At 66.6% G+C, this 16686-nt stretch carries 13 protein-coding genes; 2 read left to right on the forward strand and 11 right to left on the reverse strand.

Annotated features, from left to right (window positions below; all coding sequences use genetic code 11):
- Positions 1 to 2 precede the first annotated feature (2 nt).
- On the reverse strand, positions 3 to 2219 hold the full coding sequence (locus FN976_RS23545; protein WP_145895526.1) for an ABC transporter permease: 2217 nt from the start codon (positions 2217 to 2219) through the stop codon (positions 3 to 5).
- Between the two features lie 16 nt (positions 2220 to 2235).
- A complete protein-coding gene (locus FN976_RS23550) occupies positions 2236 to 3249 on the reverse strand; it encodes an ABC transporter substrate-binding protein (RefSeq protein ID WP_145895527.1) in 1014 nt (337 codons plus the stop codon).
- A gap of 148 nt (positions 3250 to 3397) precedes the next feature.
- On the opposite strand from FN976_RS23550, the gene zwf reads away from it, so the two are divergent.
- On the forward strand, positions 3398 to 4852 hold the full coding sequence (gene zwf, locus FN976_RS23555) for a glucose-6-phosphate dehydrogenase (RefSeq protein ID WP_145895528.1): 1455 nt from the start codon (positions 3398 to 3400) through the stop codon (positions 4850 to 4852).
- A gap of 105 nt (positions 4853 to 4957) precedes the next feature.
- Positions 4958 to 5806, forward strand: coding sequence for a MurR/RpiR family transcriptional regulator (locus FN976_RS23560; RefSeq protein ID WP_145895529.1), 849 nt, complete (start codon positions 4958 to 4960; stop codon positions 5804 to 5806).
- Between the two features lie 34 nt (positions 5807 to 5840).
- Here FN976_RS23560 and FN976_RS23565 read toward each other — a convergent pair whose 3' ends face one another.
- From FN976_RS23565 to FN976_RS23605, 9 genes are all read right to left on the reverse strand, one after another.
- Positions 5841 to 6869 carry an ABC transporter ATP-binding protein gene (locus FN976_RS23565; RefSeq protein ID WP_145895530.1) on the reverse strand — a complete coding sequence of 343 codons (1029 nt, stop codon included), beginning with the start codon at positions 6867 to 6869 and terminating at the stop codon, positions 5841 to 5843.
- Positions 6870 to 6937: 68 nt separating this feature from the next.
- Positions 6938 to 7915, reverse strand: a complete 978-nt coding sequence (locus FN976_RS23570; RefSeq protein ID WP_145895531.1) for an ABC transporter ATP-binding protein — start codon at positions 7913 to 7915, stop codon at positions 6938 to 6940.
- Positions 7916 to 7928: 13 nt separating this feature from the next.
- Entirely contained in the window at positions 7929 to 8861 is a 933-nt protein-coding gene (locus tag FN976_RS23575; RefSeq protein ID WP_145895532.1) for an ABC transporter permease, read from the reverse strand.
- A gap of 48 nt (positions 8862 to 8909) precedes the next feature.
- Positions 8910 to 10493, reverse strand: a complete 1584-nt coding sequence (locus FN976_RS23580; protein WP_145895533.1) for an ABC transporter substrate-binding protein — start codon at positions 10491 to 10493, stop codon at positions 8910 to 8912.
- 58 nt (positions 10494 to 10551) lie between these two features.
- Positions 10552 to 11778 carry a M20 aminoacylase family protein gene (locus tag FN976_RS23585; RefSeq protein WP_145895534.1) on the reverse strand — a complete coding sequence of 409 codons (1227 nt, stop codon included), beginning with the start codon at positions 11776 to 11778 and terminating at the stop codon, positions 10552 to 10554.
- Positions 11778 to 12758, reverse strand: a complete 981-nt coding sequence (locus FN976_RS23590) for an ABC transporter permease (RefSeq protein ID WP_145895535.1) — start codon at positions 12756 to 12758, stop codon at positions 11778 to 11780. The genes FN976_RS23585 and FN976_RS23590 overlap by 1 nt, the downstream gene beginning before the upstream one ends.
- 94 nt (positions 12759 to 12852) lie before the next feature.
- Positions 12853 to 14436, reverse strand: coding sequence for an ABC transporter substrate-binding protein (locus tag FN976_RS23595; protein WP_145895536.1), 1584 nt, complete (start codon positions 14434 to 14436; stop codon positions 12853 to 12855).
- 106 nt (positions 14437 to 14542) lie between these two features.
- Complete coding sequence (locus tag FN976_RS23600) at positions 14543 to 15313, reverse strand: DUF3047 domain-containing protein (RefSeq protein WP_255440768.1); 771 nt, start codon at positions 15311 to 15313, stop codon at positions 14543 to 14545.
- A 93-nt stretch (positions 15314 to 15406) separates the two neighbouring features.
- Positions 15407 to 16474: a porin gene (locus tag FN976_RS23605; protein ID WP_145895537.1), complete on the reverse strand. Its 1068-nt coding sequence runs from the start codon at positions 16472 to 16474 to the stop codon at positions 15407 to 15409.
- Positions 16475 to 16686: the final 212 nt, after the last annotated feature.

The raw sequence follows: 16686 nt of genomic DNA on the forward strand, positions 1-16686 counted from the left end.
GGTCAGGCTTTCGCTTGGCTCAATTCAGTGATGCCGGCGGCCGCGGCCCTGCGGCGCCCGAGGCGGCGCTCGCCGACCACGAACTGGATCAGCGCCGTCGCCGCGCTCATGAGGAGGATGAGGACGGTGCAATAGGCCAGGGCCACGCCGTAGTCGCCGTTGCCGACACGGCCGATGATGTACGTGGTGGCCAGCTCGTTCTCCGCGGTCACCAGGAAGATCACCGCGCTCACCGTGGTGATGGCCCGCACGAAGCTGTAGACCAGGGCGGCCACCAGCGCGGGCTTGAGGAGCGGCAGCACCACGTGCCGCAGGGTCTGCACGCTGGAAGCGCGCAGCATCAACGAGGCCTCGTCGAGTGACTTGTCCAGCTGCTTGAAGGCCGCCGTTCCGGCCCGCACGCCGACCGGCAGGTTGCGGAACAGGAAGCACAGCACGATGATCAGCCCGGTGCCCGTCAACTCGAACGGCGGTACGTTGAACGCCAGGATGTAGCTGACGCCGAGCACCGTGCCCGGGATCGCAAAGGCCAGCAGGGCCGAGAACTCGAACAGGCCCTGGCCGCGGAATTCGGTGCGGGCCAGCAGCCAGGCGATCAGCAACCCCAGCGTCGCCGTCATCGGGGCCGAGATCGCGGCGAGCTTGATGGTCGTGAAGAACGAGTTCCAGGCGGTGCCGGCCCAGACCAGGCCGAACGCGCCCCACTCCAGCGCGAAGGCCGTCTTGAAGTGATTCAGCGTGAGCGTGTAGTCGCGGCCCCAGGTCTGGACGAAGCCGCCGGCGAAGGCGAACAGGTAGACGACGAGCGTGAACGCCATCCACGGCAGGGCAATGCCGTTGACCAGGCGGCGCACGCTGGCCGGCAGGGGCATCGGCACCCCCGAGTCGCCCTTGCCGGACACCGTGGTGAAGTTCTGGCGCCCGAGCAGCCAGCGCTGGATCGCGAAAACCGTCAGCGCGAAGAGGGTGAGCAGCCAGGCCAGCGAAGCGGCACGACCCTGGTCGTACTGCGCGCCGACGATGGCGAAGAAGATCTCCGTCGACAACACGGAGAACTGCCCACCCACCACGATGGGGTTGCCGAAGTCGGCCATGCTCTCGATGAAGCCGACCAGGAACGCGTTTGCCAGGCCCGGCTTGAGCAAGGGCAGCGTCACGGTCATGAAGGTCTGTTGCGCGTTCGCCCGCAGGGTCTGCGCCGCCTCTTCCAGGCTGGGCGCGACGCCCTGGACCACGCCGCGCATGATCATGAAGGCGATGGGTGTGAACGCGAAGGTCTGTGCGATCCAGACGCCGAACCAGCCATAGAACCAGCGTGTGGGCGTGATGCCGAACGCGTATTCGAGGAACTGGTTGGCGATGCCCGCGCGGCCGAACAGCAGGATCAGGCCCAGGCCCACCACGAAGGGCGGCGTGATGATGGGCAGCATCGCGATGATGTTGAGCGGCCGGGCGAAGCGCCGCGACGAGCGCTCCGCCATCAGCGCCATCAGGGTTCCCAGCACCGTGGTGCTCGCCGCCGTCAGCAGGCCGAGGAAGAGCGTGTTCCAGGCGACGCCGCAGCGCGGCCCGCCCGTGACGCAGCCGAGGCCGAAGTTGCGGTCGCTGGCGATGCGCTGCCACAGCACGCTGAACGCCACGCGGCCGTCCTCGTCGAACACCGCGGCCGACAGCGCTTTCAACACCGGGAACAGGATGAAGAGCGCCAGCAGGCCGCCGCAGCCCAGCACGGCCGCGGCGACGAACAGGTCGCCCTTGAAGCGCCCCCTGCGCGCGACCCCGAAGGCAGCGAGCACGAGGCCCGCGCTCAGGGCGACGAACCCGCCCCATCCCAGGCCGGGCTGCTTCGCCCCCAGTTCACCAACCGCTGAATTCAGGGTATCGAACGCCCAGCCCTTGGCCCCGATGGTGAAACCAGTCAGCAACAGGGCGCTCAGGGCGAAACCGCCGCCCGCGATCAGCCAAGCCCCCTGCTGCCTGCCCGGCGGCTGCCATGCGCCCGCCGCGGCGATCGCGAGACCCACCAACCCCAGCCACAGCCACGGACGACCGTGGGCGGCCGCCTGCATCAGGCCGTTGCCGTTCTGCGCGTCGCCGAAGACCTGGAACACGCGGCCCAGGCCATTGCCGTCCTGGATCGCGTACCAGGGCAGCACGACGTAGGCCAGCAGGCCGAGCGCGACCCACGCCCAGAGGGCCCGGTTGGCGGGATGATTCATGAGCCGATGACCGGTCTCAGCGGCCCTGGTTCTGGACTTCCTTCTCCCACTTCGCGATCAGCCGGCGCCGCTCCGCGCTGGCGCCGTACTTCGCGTAGTCGTAGTCGATCAGTTTGATCTTGGCCGGGTCCGTCATGCGCGGGTCCTTGGGCACCTTGGTGTTGCTGGGCAGCTGGAACTGCTTGGCGGCCAGCCCGAACTGCTGGCCGCCGGGGGTCAGCGCCCATTCGTAGAATTTCTTGGCGGCCTCGGTGTTGGGGCCGCCTTTCACGATGCTCATGGAGCCGATCTCGGCGCCGGTGCCCTCGGACGGCGTGGCGGATCCGACCGGGAACCCGGTGACCGCCTCCGTGGTGACGTCGTGCACGAAGCTGATGGACACCGTGGTTTCGCCCCGCGCCGCCGCCTTGACCGGCGCCGTGCCCGAGCGCGTGTAGGTGCTGATGTTGGGGTGCAGCTTCTTCATGTAGTCGAAGGCCTTGTCTTCCCCCATCAGCTGCACCAGCGTCGCGATCATGGTGTAGGCCGTGCCGCTCGAGGCCGGGTTCGCCATCTGGACCTCGCCCTTGAATTCGGGCTTGAGCAGGTCGGCCCACGACTTCGGCTCGGCCGCCTTCTTCTTGGCCAGCAGCTCCTTGTTGAAGCCGAAGCCCAGCGGGCCCAGGTAGACCCCGACTGTCCGGTACTTGGAGTCGGCGGCCTGCTTCTGCGCCCAGGGATGCAGCTGGGCGATCTGTTCGGATTTGTACTCCAGGGTCAGCCCCTGTTCGGCCGCCTGCAGGTGCGGATCGCCCGTGCCGCCGAACCAGATGTCCGTCTTGGGGTTGGCTTTCTCGGCGTTCAGCTGGGCCAGCGCTTCGCCTGAACCCTTGGCCGTCATGTTCACCTTGGTGCCCGTGGTGCGCGAGTACACCGTGGACATCAGGTTGCACCATTCGGCCTGCACGGAGCAGATGATGTTGACTTGAGCCTGCGCGGCGGCGTGCCCGGAAAGCAGGGCGAACACGCCGCCCAGCACGAGTTGCTTCATGGTTCCCGCTCCAGTAACAGAATTACGCTTTCAGCATAGCCGGAGCCTGCAATCGTCTCCGCTGGGGTAAACACGGGGTGTTACCTCGCCGGCGACCTCGAGATGAAACTAAGTTACATTAGGCGCGTCGAAACCTCCGCCCCACCCCATGAGTTTTGATCTTGTCCTGTTCGGTGGCACCGGCGACCTGGCCTGGCGCAAGCTGATGCCCGCGCTGTTCCAGGCCTTCCGCCATGGCACGCTGCCCGCCGGGGGGCGCATCATCGGCGTGGCGCGCGATGACCTGAGCGACGCCCAGTACCGGACGCTCATCCAGGCCCGCTTCGACGAAGTTGACCTGGCCAAGCGTCCATCGCCCGACGAGTTCGCCCGTTTCGCCGAACTGCTGCATTTCCTGCGCATGGACCTGTCGAGGCCGCAGGACTACGACCGGCTGGCCGGCCTGTTGCACGAGCGCGGCGCCGACACTGTCGTGATGTACCTCGCGACTGCGCCTGCGCTCTTCACCGTGGCCTGCGAACAGCTCGCCGCCGCCGGGCTCAACGGGCCGAATGTCCGGCTGGTGCTGGAAAAGCCCCTGGGCCATGACCTCGCGTCCAACCGCGCCATCAACCAGAGCGTGCGCGCCGTCCTCAGCGAAAAGCAGATCTTCCGGATCGACCACTACCTGGGCAAGCCGGCGGTGCAGAACCTGTTCGCCATGCGGTTCGGCAACGCCTTGTTCGAGCCGCTGTGGCGGCGCGAGAACGTCGCCAACATCCAGATCACCATCGCCGAGGAACTGGGCGTGGAAAAGCGCGGCGCGTTCTATGACAGCACCGGCGCCCTGCGCGACATGGTGCAGAACCACGCGCTGCAACTGCTCTGCGCCATCGGCATGGAGCCGCCGATTAACGCGCATGCCGACGCGATCCGCGATGAGAAGCTGAAGGTGCTGCGTTCGCTCAAGCCCTGGACACCGACCACGCTCGACCAGCATGTGGTGCGTGGCCAGTACGCGGCCGGGAACGTCAACGGCGCGGCCGCGCCGGGCTATCGCGACGAGCCGGGGGTGGCGGCCGACAGCACGACGGAAACCTTCGTGGCGCTGCGCGCCGAGATCGCCAACTGGCGCTGGGCCGGCGTGCCGTTCTACATCCGCACGGGCAAGCGCCTGGCCGCCCGGGACGCCCACATCGTGGTGAACTTCCGGCCCGCGCCGCACGCGATCTTCAGCGCGCCGCCGGGCAGCGTCAACCGCCTGGTCATCAACCTGCAGCCCCGCGACGGGCTGCAACTGCACCTGCTGGCCCAAGGCCAGGAGAACCGCCGCAATGGCCAGGCGCTGGCGCCGGTGCAACTGGACCTGGACTTCGACAAGCGTTTCGGTTCCGAACGCGTGGGCGCCTACGAACGCCTGCTCCTCGACGTCATCGATGGCCGGCTGAACCTGTTCGTGCGCAGCGACGAGCAGGAAGAGGCCTGGCGCTGGGTCGAACCCATCATGGAACACTGGCGCGCCGACGCGCGCGGACCGCGCCCTTATGCGTCCGGCACCTGGGGACCCAGCGCCTCGAGCGCGATGATCGCCCGCGACGGCTACTGCTGGAGTGAAGAATGTTGACCCCCCCCGAAGCGCCTGCGGCGCCTCCCCCCCAGGGGGGCGCCACCAGCGGCCCGGCAAAGCCGGTTCCGCGGTGGCCCGCGCTTTGGCTGCTGGCTCGCTGACATGTTGGATCGGATCAAGGCTTCCCTGCCTTCGCTTGCCCCCGCCGAGCAGCGCGTCGCGCGGCTGGTGCTCGGGGACCCGCGTGCCTTCGCCAACCTGCCGGTGAGCGAACTGGCGGACCGCGCGCACGTGAGCAAGCCCACGGTCGTGCGCTTCTGCCGCAGCGTGGGCTACGATGGCCTGTCGGATTTCAAGCTGAAGCTCGCGGGGAGCGTGAGCGAGGGTGTGCCCTTCATCCACCGCAGCGTCGATGCCGACGACAAGACCGGTGACGTGCTGGTGAAAGTGATCGACAACGCCGTCGCCGCCTTCCTCAAGTACCGCAACGACGCGTCGACATTGGCGATCGAACGGGCCGTCGAAGCGCTGGCGGCCACGCACAAGACCGGGCGGCGCATCGAGTTCTATGGCGCGGGCAACTCCGGCATCGTCGCGCAGGACGCGCAGCACAAATTCTTCCGGCTGGGCGTCAACACCATCGCCTACAGCGACGGCCACATGCAGGTGATGGGCGCCACCCTGCTCGGGCCGGGCGACTGCGCGGTGATCATCTCCAATTCCGGCCGCACGCGCGACCTGATGGATGCCTGCGACATCGCGCGGCGCAACGGCGCCACCACCATCGCCATCACCGCGACCGGTTCACCGCTGGCGGGGTCCGGCCAGATCCACCTGGCGGCCGATCATCCGGAAGGGTATGACCGCTACAGCCCGATGGTCTCGCGCCTGCTGCACCTGATGATCGTGGACGTGCTGGCGACCACCGTGGCACTGCGCATCGGGGGCGCTCGGCTGCAGCCGTTGCTGCGTGAGATGAAGAACAATTTGCGGTCCAAGCGCTACGCGTAGGACCGCCATCCCCGCGCAGGCGGGGACCCAGAAACTAGATCCGCCCCTCTTCCACCGCGTGGCAAGCCACACGAATGCCCTGGATCGGCAGCAGGCTGGGCCGCTCGGTGCGGCAGCGCTCATTGGCGTGCGGGCAGCGCGGATTGAAGGCGCAGCCGGGCGGCGGGTTCAAGGGGTTGGGCACCTCGCCGGAGACCGGCGTTCGCGAGCGGCCGGTGTCGTGCATCTTCGGGATGGCGTCCAGCAGCATGCGCGTGTAGGGGTGCCGCGGGTTGCCGAACAGCTGGTGCTTGCCGGCCACTTCGACCAGCCGGCCCAGGTACATCACGCCGACCTGGTCGCTCACGTGGCGCACCACGGCCAGGTTGTGCGAGATGAACAGGTAGGTGAGGCCCCGCTCGCGCTGCAGGTCCTTCATGATGTTCAGCACTTGCGCCTGCACGCTCACGTCGAGCGCGGAGGTCGGCTCGTCGCACACCAGGAATTCCGGCTCGGTGGCGAGCGCCCGCGCGATCGAGATGCGCTGGCGCTGGCCGCCCGAGAACTGGTGCGGGTACTTCACCATGTCGAGCGGCGACAGGCCCACCGACTTCAGCAGCTCGCCCACGCGCGCCTTCAACTCGGCGGGGTCGGTCACCAGCTCGTGCTCCTTGAGCGGCTCGCCCACGATGTCTTCCACCTTCCAGCGCGGGTTCAGGCTGGCATAGGGATCCTGGAAGATCATCTGGATGCGCCGGCGCAGCTTGCGGCCTTCCGGCGTCTTGAACGCGGCATGCGCATCGACGCCGTCGAACTGCAAGCCGCCGCGCGTGGGTTCGTACAGACCCACGAGCAGGCGCGCCACCGTGCTCTTGCCGCAGCCCGACTCGCCGACCAGGGCCAGCGTCTGGCCCTTCTGGATGTCGAAGCTCACACCATCCACGGCGTGCAGCAGCTGGCGCGGTTTGCGCTCGATCACGCGGTTCAGCCACGGAGCCGAGACGTCGAACGTCTTGGCAAGATCGCGGGCCTGGACCAGAGGAGGATTGGTGGTCGCGGGCGCTTCGACGCTCGCGCCCCTCACCCCAACCCTCTCCCCGGAGGGGAGAGGGAGCGACGTCCCTTCCGGGGCGGGAATGACCGCGCTCATGCTCATGCCAGGGCCTCCGCGTTCGCGTCATGCAGCCAGCAGGCCGCGCGCGTGGCGCCGGCGTGCAGGAGGTCGGGCCGGTCGCGCAGGCAGCGGTCGAACACGCGCGGGCAACGCGGGTTGTAGGCGCAGCCGGGCGGGATGGCGTTCAGCCGCGGCATCGCGCCGTCGATCTGGTTCAGCCGCTCGCGGTCGATCGTGATGTCGGGGATGGCCGCCATCAGCCCCAGCGTGTAGGGGTGCGCCGGCTGGTTGATCACCTCGTGCACCGGGCCGATCTCGGCCACGCGCCCGGCGTAAAGCACCGCCACGCGGTCGCAGGTTTCGGCGATCACACCCATGTCGTGCGTGATCAGCATGACCGCGGCGCCGCGGTCCTTGCAGATTCGTTTGAGCAGCTGGATGATCTGCGCCTGGATGGAAACGTCGAGCGCGGTGGTGGGCTCGTCCGCCACGATCAGCTTGGGTTCGGCCGCCAGCGCGAGCGCGATCACCACGCGCTGGCGCATGCCGCCGGAGAACTGGTGCGGGAAGTGGTCGATGCGTTCCGCCGCGGCGGGAATGCCGGTGTCTTCCAGCAGGCCGATGGCGCGGCGCTTGGCTTCCTCGTCGCTGACCGGCAGGTGCGCCTGGATCGTTTCGGTCAGCTGCCGGCCGATGGTGTACAGCGGGTTCAGCGAGGTCAGCGGGTCCTGGAAGATCGCGCCGATCTTGCGGCCGCGGATGTGGCGCATCTGGTCGTAAGGCAGGTTGTCGATGCGCTGGCCTTCCAGCACGATCTGGCCGGAGCCAATGCGCCCCGGCGGCTCCAGCAGGCCGATGATGGCGGCGCCCGTGAGCGATTTGCCGGCGCCGGACTCGCCGACGACGCCCAGGATTTCACCCGGCGCGATTTCGAAGGAGATGTCGTCCAGCGCGCGCAGCGTGCCGCGGCGCGATGGGAACTCGACGATCAGGTTCTGGACTTGTAGGAGGCTCATGGAATGGGCGGGATCAGCGCAGCCTGGGGTTCAGGGCATCGCGCAGCCAATCGCCCAGCAGGTTCACCGACAGGGCGATCAGGATCAGCATGACTCCGGGCCAGACGGTGATCCACCACTCGCCGGAGAAGAGATAGTCGTTGCCCACCCGGATGAGGGTGCCCAGCGACGGTTGGGTCGGCGGTACGCCGACACCGAGGAACGACAAGGTGGCTTCGGTGATGATGGCCGTGGCCACCTGGATCGTGCCCAGCACCAGCACCGGTCCCAGCACGTTGGGCAGCACGTGACGCACCATGATGCGCAACGGCGCCACGCCGGTGACACGCGCGGCCTGCACGTATTCCTTGTTGCGCTCCACCATCGTGGAGCCGCGTACCGTGCGGGCGTACTGCACCCAGCCGGTGAGCGTGATGGCCAGGATCAGCACGCCGAAGGCCACGGTGTCGTGCGCATTGGGGAACATCGCGCGGCCGACCCCGGCGATCAGCAAGGCCACGAGGATGGGCGGAAAGCTGAGCATCACGTCGCACAGCCGCATCAGGAAGCCATCGATCCAGCCGCCGCGGAAGCCCGCGAGCAGGCCGAGCGACACGCCGATGATCACCGAGAGCAGCACGGAGACGGCGCCAACGACGAGCGACACGCGCGCCCCGTACATCAGCGTCGACAGGATGTCGCGGCCCTGGTCATCGGTGCCGAGCAGGTAGGTGCGCGCGGGCAGCTTGGGGTCGGCCAGCGGATGCGCCTTCATCGACGGCTCCAGCCGCGCATGGCTCAGCTCGAGGGTCGTCAGGTCGAAGGGTTTGTGCGGCGCGACGAAGTCGGCGAAAGCGGCGCAGAAAACGCAGACGGCCGCGATGAAGGCCGCCACCATCGCCACCGGCGACGTGCGGAAGCTGTAGCCGACGTCACTGTCGAACCAGCGGAACAGGATTTTTTTCATGGGAGGCGGGAAAGGCCGCGGAGCCGGAGAGGGCCCCGCGGCACGGGTTCAGGCGCCGCTCTTCTTGACGCTGATCCACTTGAAGGGCATGAAGTTGTCGGCCAGCTGGACCAGGTCGACGTTCTTCTGCACGCCCCAGGCGAGCGACTGCTGGTGCAGCGGCAGGTGGCCGACGTCGTCCGCGTGCGCCTTGAAGGCATCGACGATCATCTTGTTGCGCTTGGGCTTGTCGGTCTCGGACTGGATCGCCCGCGTCAGCTTGTCCACCTCGGGATTGCAGTACGCGCCCAGGTTGAACTGGCCGGCGCCCTTGTCGTCCACGCAGGCCATCAGGGCATTCAGCGCGTTGTGCGCGTCATAGGTGCCCGGCGTCCAGCCCAGCAGGTAGAAGCTGGTGTCGCGGCGCAGGATCTTCGGGAAGTAAGTGCCCTTGGTTTCCGCGGCCAGGTTGATCTTGACGCCGACGCGCGCCAGGTTGGCGGCCACCGTCTGGCAGATCCGCGCGTCATTGACGTAGCGGTCGTTGGGGCAGTTCATCGTCACTTCGAAGCCCTGCGGATAGCCGGCGTCCGCCAGCAGCTTCTTGGACGCTTCCGGGTCGAACGGCAGCCGCTTGTTCATGTCCGCGACGAAGCCGTTGATGCCGGGGCCGACCATCAGCGCCGTCGGCTTGGAGGCGCCGCGCATCACGGTCTTCTGGATGCCCTCGATGTCGATGGCCTGGTAGAAGGCCTGGCGCACGCGCTTGTCCTTGAAGGGGTTCTTGCCCTTGACGCTGGAGTACAGCAGCTCGTCGCGCTTCTGGTCCATGCCCAGGAAGATGGTCCGCAGCTCCGGGGCCACCAGGACCTTGGCGTTGGCGGAGCCATTGACCTTGTCGATGTCCTGCACGGGCACCGGCTCCATCACGTCGATCTCGCCGGACAGCAGCGCGGCGACACGGGTGGCGTCGTTGCCGATGGGCGTGAACACGACTTCCTGGACGTTGCCGTCGATCTTGCCCCAGTAGGCACCGTTGCGGATGAAGGTGGTGCGCACGTTGGGCTGGCGCTCGCGCAGGCGGTAGGGTCCGGTGCCGTTGGCGCGGAACGATGCGGCGTTCTCCACGCCCTTGCGGCGGTCCACCGGGCGCGTGGCCTGGTTGGTCTCGCACCACTTCTTGCTCATGATGTACACGAGCGAGATGACGTCCGGCAGGATGGGGAACGGCGCCTTGGTCTCGATCTCGACCGTGTGGTCGTTGATCTTGCGGACTTCCTTGAAGTCGTTGGTGTACGACTTCATGTCGGAGCCGTCGACCTGCGTGCGGGCGAACGAGAAGACGACGTCGTCGGCGGTGAAGGGGGTGCCGTCATGGAACAGCACGCCCTTGCGCAGCTCGAAGCGCCATACGGTGGGCGAGGTCTGCTTCCACGAGGTGGCGAGGCCGGGGGCGACGCTCAGGTCCTTGTTGCGGCCCACGAGGGCTTCGTACACATTTCCGGTGACGGACAGCTGCAGCGACTCGTTCAGCGAGTGCGGGTCCATCGAGAGCGAGTCACCCTGGTTGGCGATGCGGACCGTCTGCGCCTGGACGGACACGGCGGCCGCGCAAAGCGCGGCGGCGGCGATCAGGTGGGTCTTGAATTTCATCGGGAAACTCCTTGTTGAGTGGGACGTCTGGACAAAACGGAGATTGCGCGCCGAGGCCTCAGCCCGCGGCGAACGGCATGGATTGCTCCACCAGGCTGGCATGGATGGCCGCGCCCAGGGGAAGGATGTCGTCGTTGAAGTCGTAGCGGCTGTTGTGCAGCATGCAGCTGCCCTCGCCGCCCTGGCCGATGCGCATGTAGGCACCCGGCTTCGCCTGCAGCATGAAGGAGAAGTCCTCGGCGCCCATGCTGGGCTCCATGTCGCGGACCACGTGCTCCACGCCCACCAGCGTTTCCGCGACGTCGGCCACGAATTCGGCTTCGCGTTCGGAGTTCACGGTCGCCGGATAGATGCGCTCATAGTGGACGCTGGCCGTGGCCCCGAAGCCGAGTGCGACCGCGCTGCACAACTCGTTCAGGCGCCGCTCGACCAGCGCCTGCACCTCGGGCCGGAAGGTGCGCGCGGTGCCGACCAGCGTGGCTTTGCCGGGAATGACGCTCATGGCATGCAGGTCGCCGGCTTGCATGGCGCACACGCTGACGACCGCGCCGTCGATGGGCTTGACGTTGCGCGACACGATGCTCTGGATGGCGGTGATGATGTGCGCGGACACCAGCACCGGGTCGACGGCCAGGTAGGCATGCGCGCCGTGGCCGCCCTTGCCGGTGACTTCGATGGTGAACCGGTCCGCCGCCGCCATCATGGGCCCGGGGATGATCCCGACCGTGCCGGGCTTCAGGCCGGGCCAGTTGTGCATGCCATAGACGGATTCAACGGGGAAGCGCTGGAACAGGCCGTCCTCGATCATGGCCTTGGCTCCGGCGAAGCCTTCCTCGCCCGGCTGGAAGATCAGGACGGCGGTGCCGTCGAAGTTGCGGGTTTCAGCCAGGTAGCGCGCGGCGCCGACCAGCATGGTGGTGTGGCCGTCGTGGCCGCAGCCGTGCATCATTCCAGTCTTGGTCGACTTCCAGGGGAAGTCGTTGTGCTCGGTCATGGTGAGCGCGTCCATGTCGGCGCGCAAGCCGATCATCCGGCCCGAGGCCTGGCCCCGGCCGCGGATGATGCCCACCACGCCCGTCTTGCCGATGCCGGTATGGATCTCGTCGACGCCGCACAGCCGCAGCGCTTCCTGGACGCGCGCGGCGGTGTAGACCTCTTCGAAGCCGAGTTCCGGATGCGCGTGCAGGTCGCGCCGGAGCGCCGTCAATTCCGGATGGAACTGCGCGATGTGCGAGAACGCCCGGCCATGGGCCATCAGGCGCGAGGGAGCGGCGGGTGCGAGCATCAGTGCCCTCCGACCTTGCCGACGCGCAGGCGCGGATCGACGGCGAAATAGAGCAGGTCGACGACCAGGTTGATGATCACGAAGATCAGCGCGATCAGGCACAGGTAGGCCGCCATCACCGGGATGTCGGCGAACGTCACCGCCTGGATGAACAGCAGGCCCATGCCGGGCCACTGGAACACCGTCTCCGTGATGATCGCGAAGGCGATCAGTCCGCCGAGTTGCAGGCCCGTGATGGTCATCACCGGCACGAGCGTGTTCTTCAGGGCATGGCCGAAATGGATGGAACGGTTCGACAGGCCGCGGGCGCGTGCGAACTTGATGTAGTCCGTGCGCAGGACCTCGAGCATCTCGGCGCGGACCAGCCGCATGATGAGCGTGAGCTGGAAGATCGCGAGCGTGAGCGCCGGCAGCACGATGTGGTGCCAGCCTTTGGGCGTGAGCAGGCCGGAAGTCCACCAGCCCATCTTCACGGTGTCGCCGCGGCCGAAACTCGGGAACCAGCCCAGGGACACCGCGAACACCAGGATCAGCAGGATGCCGATCAGGAAGGTGGGCAGCGAGACGCCGAGCAAGGAAATCGTCATGAACACCTGGCTCATGAAGGTGCCGCGGCGCAGCGCCGCATACACACCCATCGGGATGCCGATCATGAGCGCCAGCAAGGCGGCGACGAGCGAGAGTTCGAGGGTGGCGGGGAAGCGTTCGGCAATCAGGCGCGAGACCTTGGCGCCCTGGCGCAGGCTCAGGCCGAATTCACCCTGGGAGGCATTCGCCAGGAAATGCCAGAACTGCACGAAGAACGGCTTGTCGAGCCCGAGGTCGGCGCGCAGCTCACGAATCTGTTGCGGGGTGGCGTCCTGGCCCAGCAGGAACACGACCGGGTCGCCGACGTACTGGAACAGCAGGAAGGCGATGAAGGCGACCGTGACCATGACGATCACGGCCTGGATCAGACGGCGCAGGATGAAAGCGAACATGTATAGGCAACTTGGGAGCGGCCGATGCTAGCAGAGCAAGTGCCGTGCCGGAATGGGGGTTTTCTTTAGACTTAAAGAAAACCCCCGTCCATGCTCAATTCACCTTGATCAGGCGCCAGTCGAGGCGGTTGTCCGCGCGGTGCACCACTTCCACGTTCTTTTTCATCGCCCAGGGGATGATCTGGTTGTGGATCGGGATGTGCGAGACGGTGTCATTGCTCAGTTGCAGGCCTTCCGTGAGGAAGCGGTTGCGCACCGGCAGGTCGGTCTCGACCTTGATGCGGTCGACGATGACGTCCATGCGCGGGTTGCTGTACCGGCCCACGTTGTAGTTGCCATCGCCCGTGCCGGCCACCATGCTGCGGGTGAGCGACTGCAGGCTGTACAACGCGTCGAAGGTCGGCACGCCCCAGCCCAGCATGTAGATGCTGGCCTCGTGGCGCTGGATCATCGGGAAGTAGGTCACCAGGGGCAGCGTGCGCAGCTTGGCCTTGACGCCGATGCGCGACCACATCGCGGTCACGGCCTGGCAGATTTCCTCGTCGTTGATGTAGCGGTTGTTCGGGCAGGCGAAGTCGACTTCGAAGCCCTGCGGATAGCCGGCCTCGGCCAACAGCTTCTTGGAAGCTTCCGGGTCGTACGGGAAGCGCTTGTGCACCGCCTCCGTCCAGCCGGCGACCTGCGGTGCCACGATGGTCCCGGTGGGCTGGCTCAGGCCGCGCATCGTCACCTTGTGGATGCTGTCGCTGTCGATGGCCTGGTACAGCGCGCGGCGCACCTTCACGTCCTTGAGCGGGTTCTTGCCCTTCACGTTGGAGCCGGGCAGTTCATCCCGGAACTGGTCCATGCCGAAGAAGATGGTGCGGTTCTCGACGCCGTCCATCACCTTCAGGTTGGCGCCGGCGCGCAGGCGGGCCAGGTCGTTCGGGCTCGGATCGAGCAGGAAGTCGACCTCGCCGGAAAGCAGGGCCGCGACACGCGTGGCTTCGGACTTGATCGGCGTGTAGATGATCTCGGTGACGTTGCTGTCGACCTTGCCCCAGTAATTGGGATTGCGCACCAGGTGCAGCTTCTCGTCGGGCTTCCATTCCTTGACCATGAACTGGCCGGTGCCCATCGCGTTGCGGTGCGCGAAAGTCTCGTCCTTGGTGCGGATGTCCTTGGGCTCGACGGACTTGTTCTTCTCGGCCCAGGCCTTGCTCATGATGCGCAGCTCGGTCAGCTGGTTCAGCAGCACCGGGTTCGGGCCCTTCATCATGAAGTCGACGGTGTTGTCGTTGACCTTCACGACCTTGTCGATGCCCTGCGTGTACACATGGTAGTTCGACGACTTGGCCATGGCGCGCATGATCGAATAGACCACGTCGTCCGCGTTGAGTGCCGTGCCGTCGCTGAATTTCACGCCCGAGCGCAGGGTGAAGCGCACCTGTGTGGGGGTGACTTCACGCCAGCTGGTGGCCAACTGGCCTTCGGGCTTGAAGGTCTGGCTGTTGTAGTAGACCAGGGCGTCGTACACCGATGCGTGGACGCCGTTGCCAAGCGCGTTGTTCTGCGAATGGATGTCCAGCGTGGGGATGTCGCTGGCGCTGGTCCACTTGAACGGCTTGGCTTGCACGGCGGGCGCAGCCGCCAGCGCCGCAGCGGCCGCGGCCGCCAACAGTGCGTATCGAAAATTCATGGGAACCCTCTGGATTGAAAAGAACGACGACTATGCAGCAGCCGTGCCAGGGGGTCAAAAGGGGTTTCCCCAGACGCCGATGTGACACGGCGCGCAGGGCGCGGCATCAGTGCGCCGAAGGCACGAATGCGGCCGACGGCACCAGCCTGGCCGGCCCATACCAGGCACGCGTGCGGGTCCGGGTGTTGTCGCTGTCCGTCATGATGGCGATCCCGACCAGTGCGCCCGGCGGCTCCCCGAAAGCCTGCATGTAGTCGGCCCGGATGTCCCGCTCGTAGTCCAGCCAGCGATTGAGGTTGGCTGAACCCGATTCGACAACGAGCTTTCGGATGCGGTCCGTCCGCGGGCTGCGGATCACGGTGCCCGGTGGCCGCACGTTGCACCACACGTACATCAGCGTGGCGTACGGCATCGTCTCGCCGGTCAGGGTATACGCCAGCTCCGCCGTCATTGCGTCACGCATGGAGAACCGCGACCGGTCGCCTTCGAAGGCGAGAACAATGCGGACGGGGGAGTCCGCCAGGTCGCGCAGCGCCAGGTCGGCTTGCGCGATCAGTTCCGGAACCTTCCATGAGAAGCGGACGCTTCCCAGGTCGTGGGCTTCGATGCGCACGGGCTTGCGCAGCATGCTGGCCGCCGACACCGAAGTCGCCGCCACGGCATCGCGCCCCTCGTTGCGCACGTAGCGGAAGTCGACTCCGCGCTTGCCGGGCAGCTTGAAGTGGGCCCATTCAGAACCGTACCGCGCGCCGGCGGTCGCCCACGGCGTTTGCGCGACCGGCGTCCCCGGAGGGACCGGATGGGTCGGGCCAATGGCCGAACAGCCGCAGAGAAGCGCGGCTGCCAACACGGCCACCGCGGCGGTGAGGAGTTTCAAAGCTTTCCCAACGAACGTAAAAAAGCCGCCCGAAGGCGGCTTTCAAGTTTCTTCGAATTGTCGAGCTGGCGCAAGGCCAGCCGTCCTTCGTGCTTAGAAGCTGTGGCGAATGCCGATGTCCAGGCCGCGCGAAGAGCTGTTGGCAGCGGTCACGGCACCGTTCAGGCCGACGGCGGAGCCGCCGCTGTTCTTCACCTGAGCGTACGTGGCGTACACGGCGGTGCGCTTGGACAGGTTGTGCACGTAGCCCAGGGCGATCTTGCGCTGCTTCGGGTCGGCGGCGGCGGTGTCGACCTTGTAGGTCGAGTAAGCCAGACGGATTTCGCCGGCGCCGACCGGCACCAGGGCGCCGATCAGCCAGCCGTCGGCGTCCGTCGCGCCGTTTTCGTCACGCACGATCTGGCCCATCAGCTTGGCCATGCCGAAGTCCCACTGGCCGGCCAGGTTCATCTGCTTGATGTCGCCAGCAGCGAATTCGGTCTTGCCGTAGGCGAAGGCGACGTTGAACGGGCCGGTGGCGAAGCCGACACGCAGGCTCAGGCCGGAACCGTCGTCTTCGACGCCGCCAGCGGACGGGTCAGCGTTTTCGCCCATGTAGTACTGGACTTGGCCGTAGAAGCCGCCCAGGTTACGGGGCAGGAAGTAGCCGATGCTGTTGGAAGCGCGGACCGTGGTGACACCGGTGAAGCCGGTGTTCAGGGTGGCGGTGGTGCCCACGCCGTTCGTGCCGAACGGGTCGAACACGGTCAGGTTCCAGAAATGCGGGGTGTAGTCACGGCCCAGGCGCAGTTCGCCCCAGTTGCCAGCCAGGCTGACGGTCGAACGGCGGTTGAACGTGAGGCCTTGGCCACCAGCGATACCGGCGATCGGGTTGCCCGAAGCCTGGTTGTTGGTGTTCGTGGCTTGGCCGGAACCGTTGTCGTTGTTCACGCCGGCTTCGAGCCAGAACGAAGCGGACATGCCGCCACCGAGGTCTTCCGTGCCGCGGAAGCCGAGGCGCGAGCTGTTGTAGCCGGAGTTGCCGAGCTGGTTGCGGTCGGACACGTTGCCGCGGCCGAACTGGAGCGTGGCGTCAACGATACCGAACAGGGTGACAGACGACTGGGCGGAAGCTGCGCCGGCTGCAGCCATCACGGCCAGAGCAATCAGGGACTTTTTCATGCAAGTTTCTCCAAGGTTAAACATAGGGCTCCGGTACGGTTGGGAATCGAAATGCAGGCACGTTCGCGCTCCCACCGGATCCCCGGGCCAACCTCCTTTTGGGAAGTTAGCCGCTATTGCACCAGACCGCCTTTTCTTTCGCAAAGTATTTAACCGCGCGGTTGTTGTTTCGTTGCAGGGCGACAACAAACGCCAACAGTCGAGTGGACCCC

Source organism: Caenimonas sedimenti, assembly GCF_007833165.1.
GTDB classification, from domain to species: domain Bacteria; phylum Pseudomonadota; class Gammaproteobacteria; order Burkholderiales; family Burkholderiaceae_C; genus Ramlibacter; species Ramlibacter sedimenti.

What these genes read in the sequence shown, in the direction of transcription:
- FN976_RS23605 (WP_145895537.1), bottom strand. Translation starts at nt 16,474, where the DNA reads ATGAAAAAGTCCCTGATTGCTCTGGCCGTGATGGCTGCAGCCGGCGCA.
- FN976_RS23550 (WP_145895527.1), bottom strand. Translation starts at nt 3,249, where the DNA reads ATGAAGCAACTCGTGCTGGGCGGCGTGTTCGCCCTGCTTTCCGGGCAC.
- FN976_RS23575 (WP_145895532.1), bottom strand. Translation starts at nt 8,861, where the DNA reads ATGAAAAAAATCCTGTTCCGCTGGTTCGACAGTGACGTCGGCTACAGC.
- FN976_RS23590 (WP_145895535.1), bottom strand. Translation starts at nt 12,758, where the DNA reads ATGTTCGCTTTCATCCTGCGCCGTCTGATCCAGGCCGTGATCGTCATG.
- zwf (WP_145895528.1), top strand. Translation starts at nt 3,398, where the DNA reads ATGAGTTTTGATCTTGTCCTGTTCGGTGGCACCGGCGACCTGGCCTGG.
- FN976_RS23585 (WP_145895534.1), bottom strand. Translation starts at nt 11,778, where the DNA reads ATGCTCGCACCCGCCGCTCCCTCGCGCCTGATGGCCCATGGCCGGGCG.
- FN976_RS23560 (WP_145895529.1), top strand. Translation starts at nt 4,958, where the DNA reads ATGTTGGATCGGATCAAGGCTTCCCTGCCTTCGCTTGCCCCCGCCGAG.
- FN976_RS23570 (WP_145895531.1), bottom strand. Translation starts at nt 7,915, where the DNA reads ATGAGCCTCCTACAAGTCCAGAACCTGATCGTCGAGTTCCCATCGCGC.
- FN976_RS23545 (WP_145895526.1), bottom strand. Translation starts at nt 2,219, where the DNA reads ATGAATCATCCCGCCAACCGGGCCCTCTGGGCGTGGGTCGCGCTCGGC.
- FN976_RS23595 (WP_145895536.1), bottom strand. Translation starts at nt 14,436, where the DNA reads ATGAATTTTCGATACGCACTGTTGGCGGCCGCGGCCGCTGCGGCGCTG.
- FN976_RS23580 (WP_145895533.1), bottom strand. Translation starts at nt 10,493, where the DNA reads ATGAAATTCAAGACCCACCTGATCGCCGCCGCCGCGCTTTGCGCGGCC.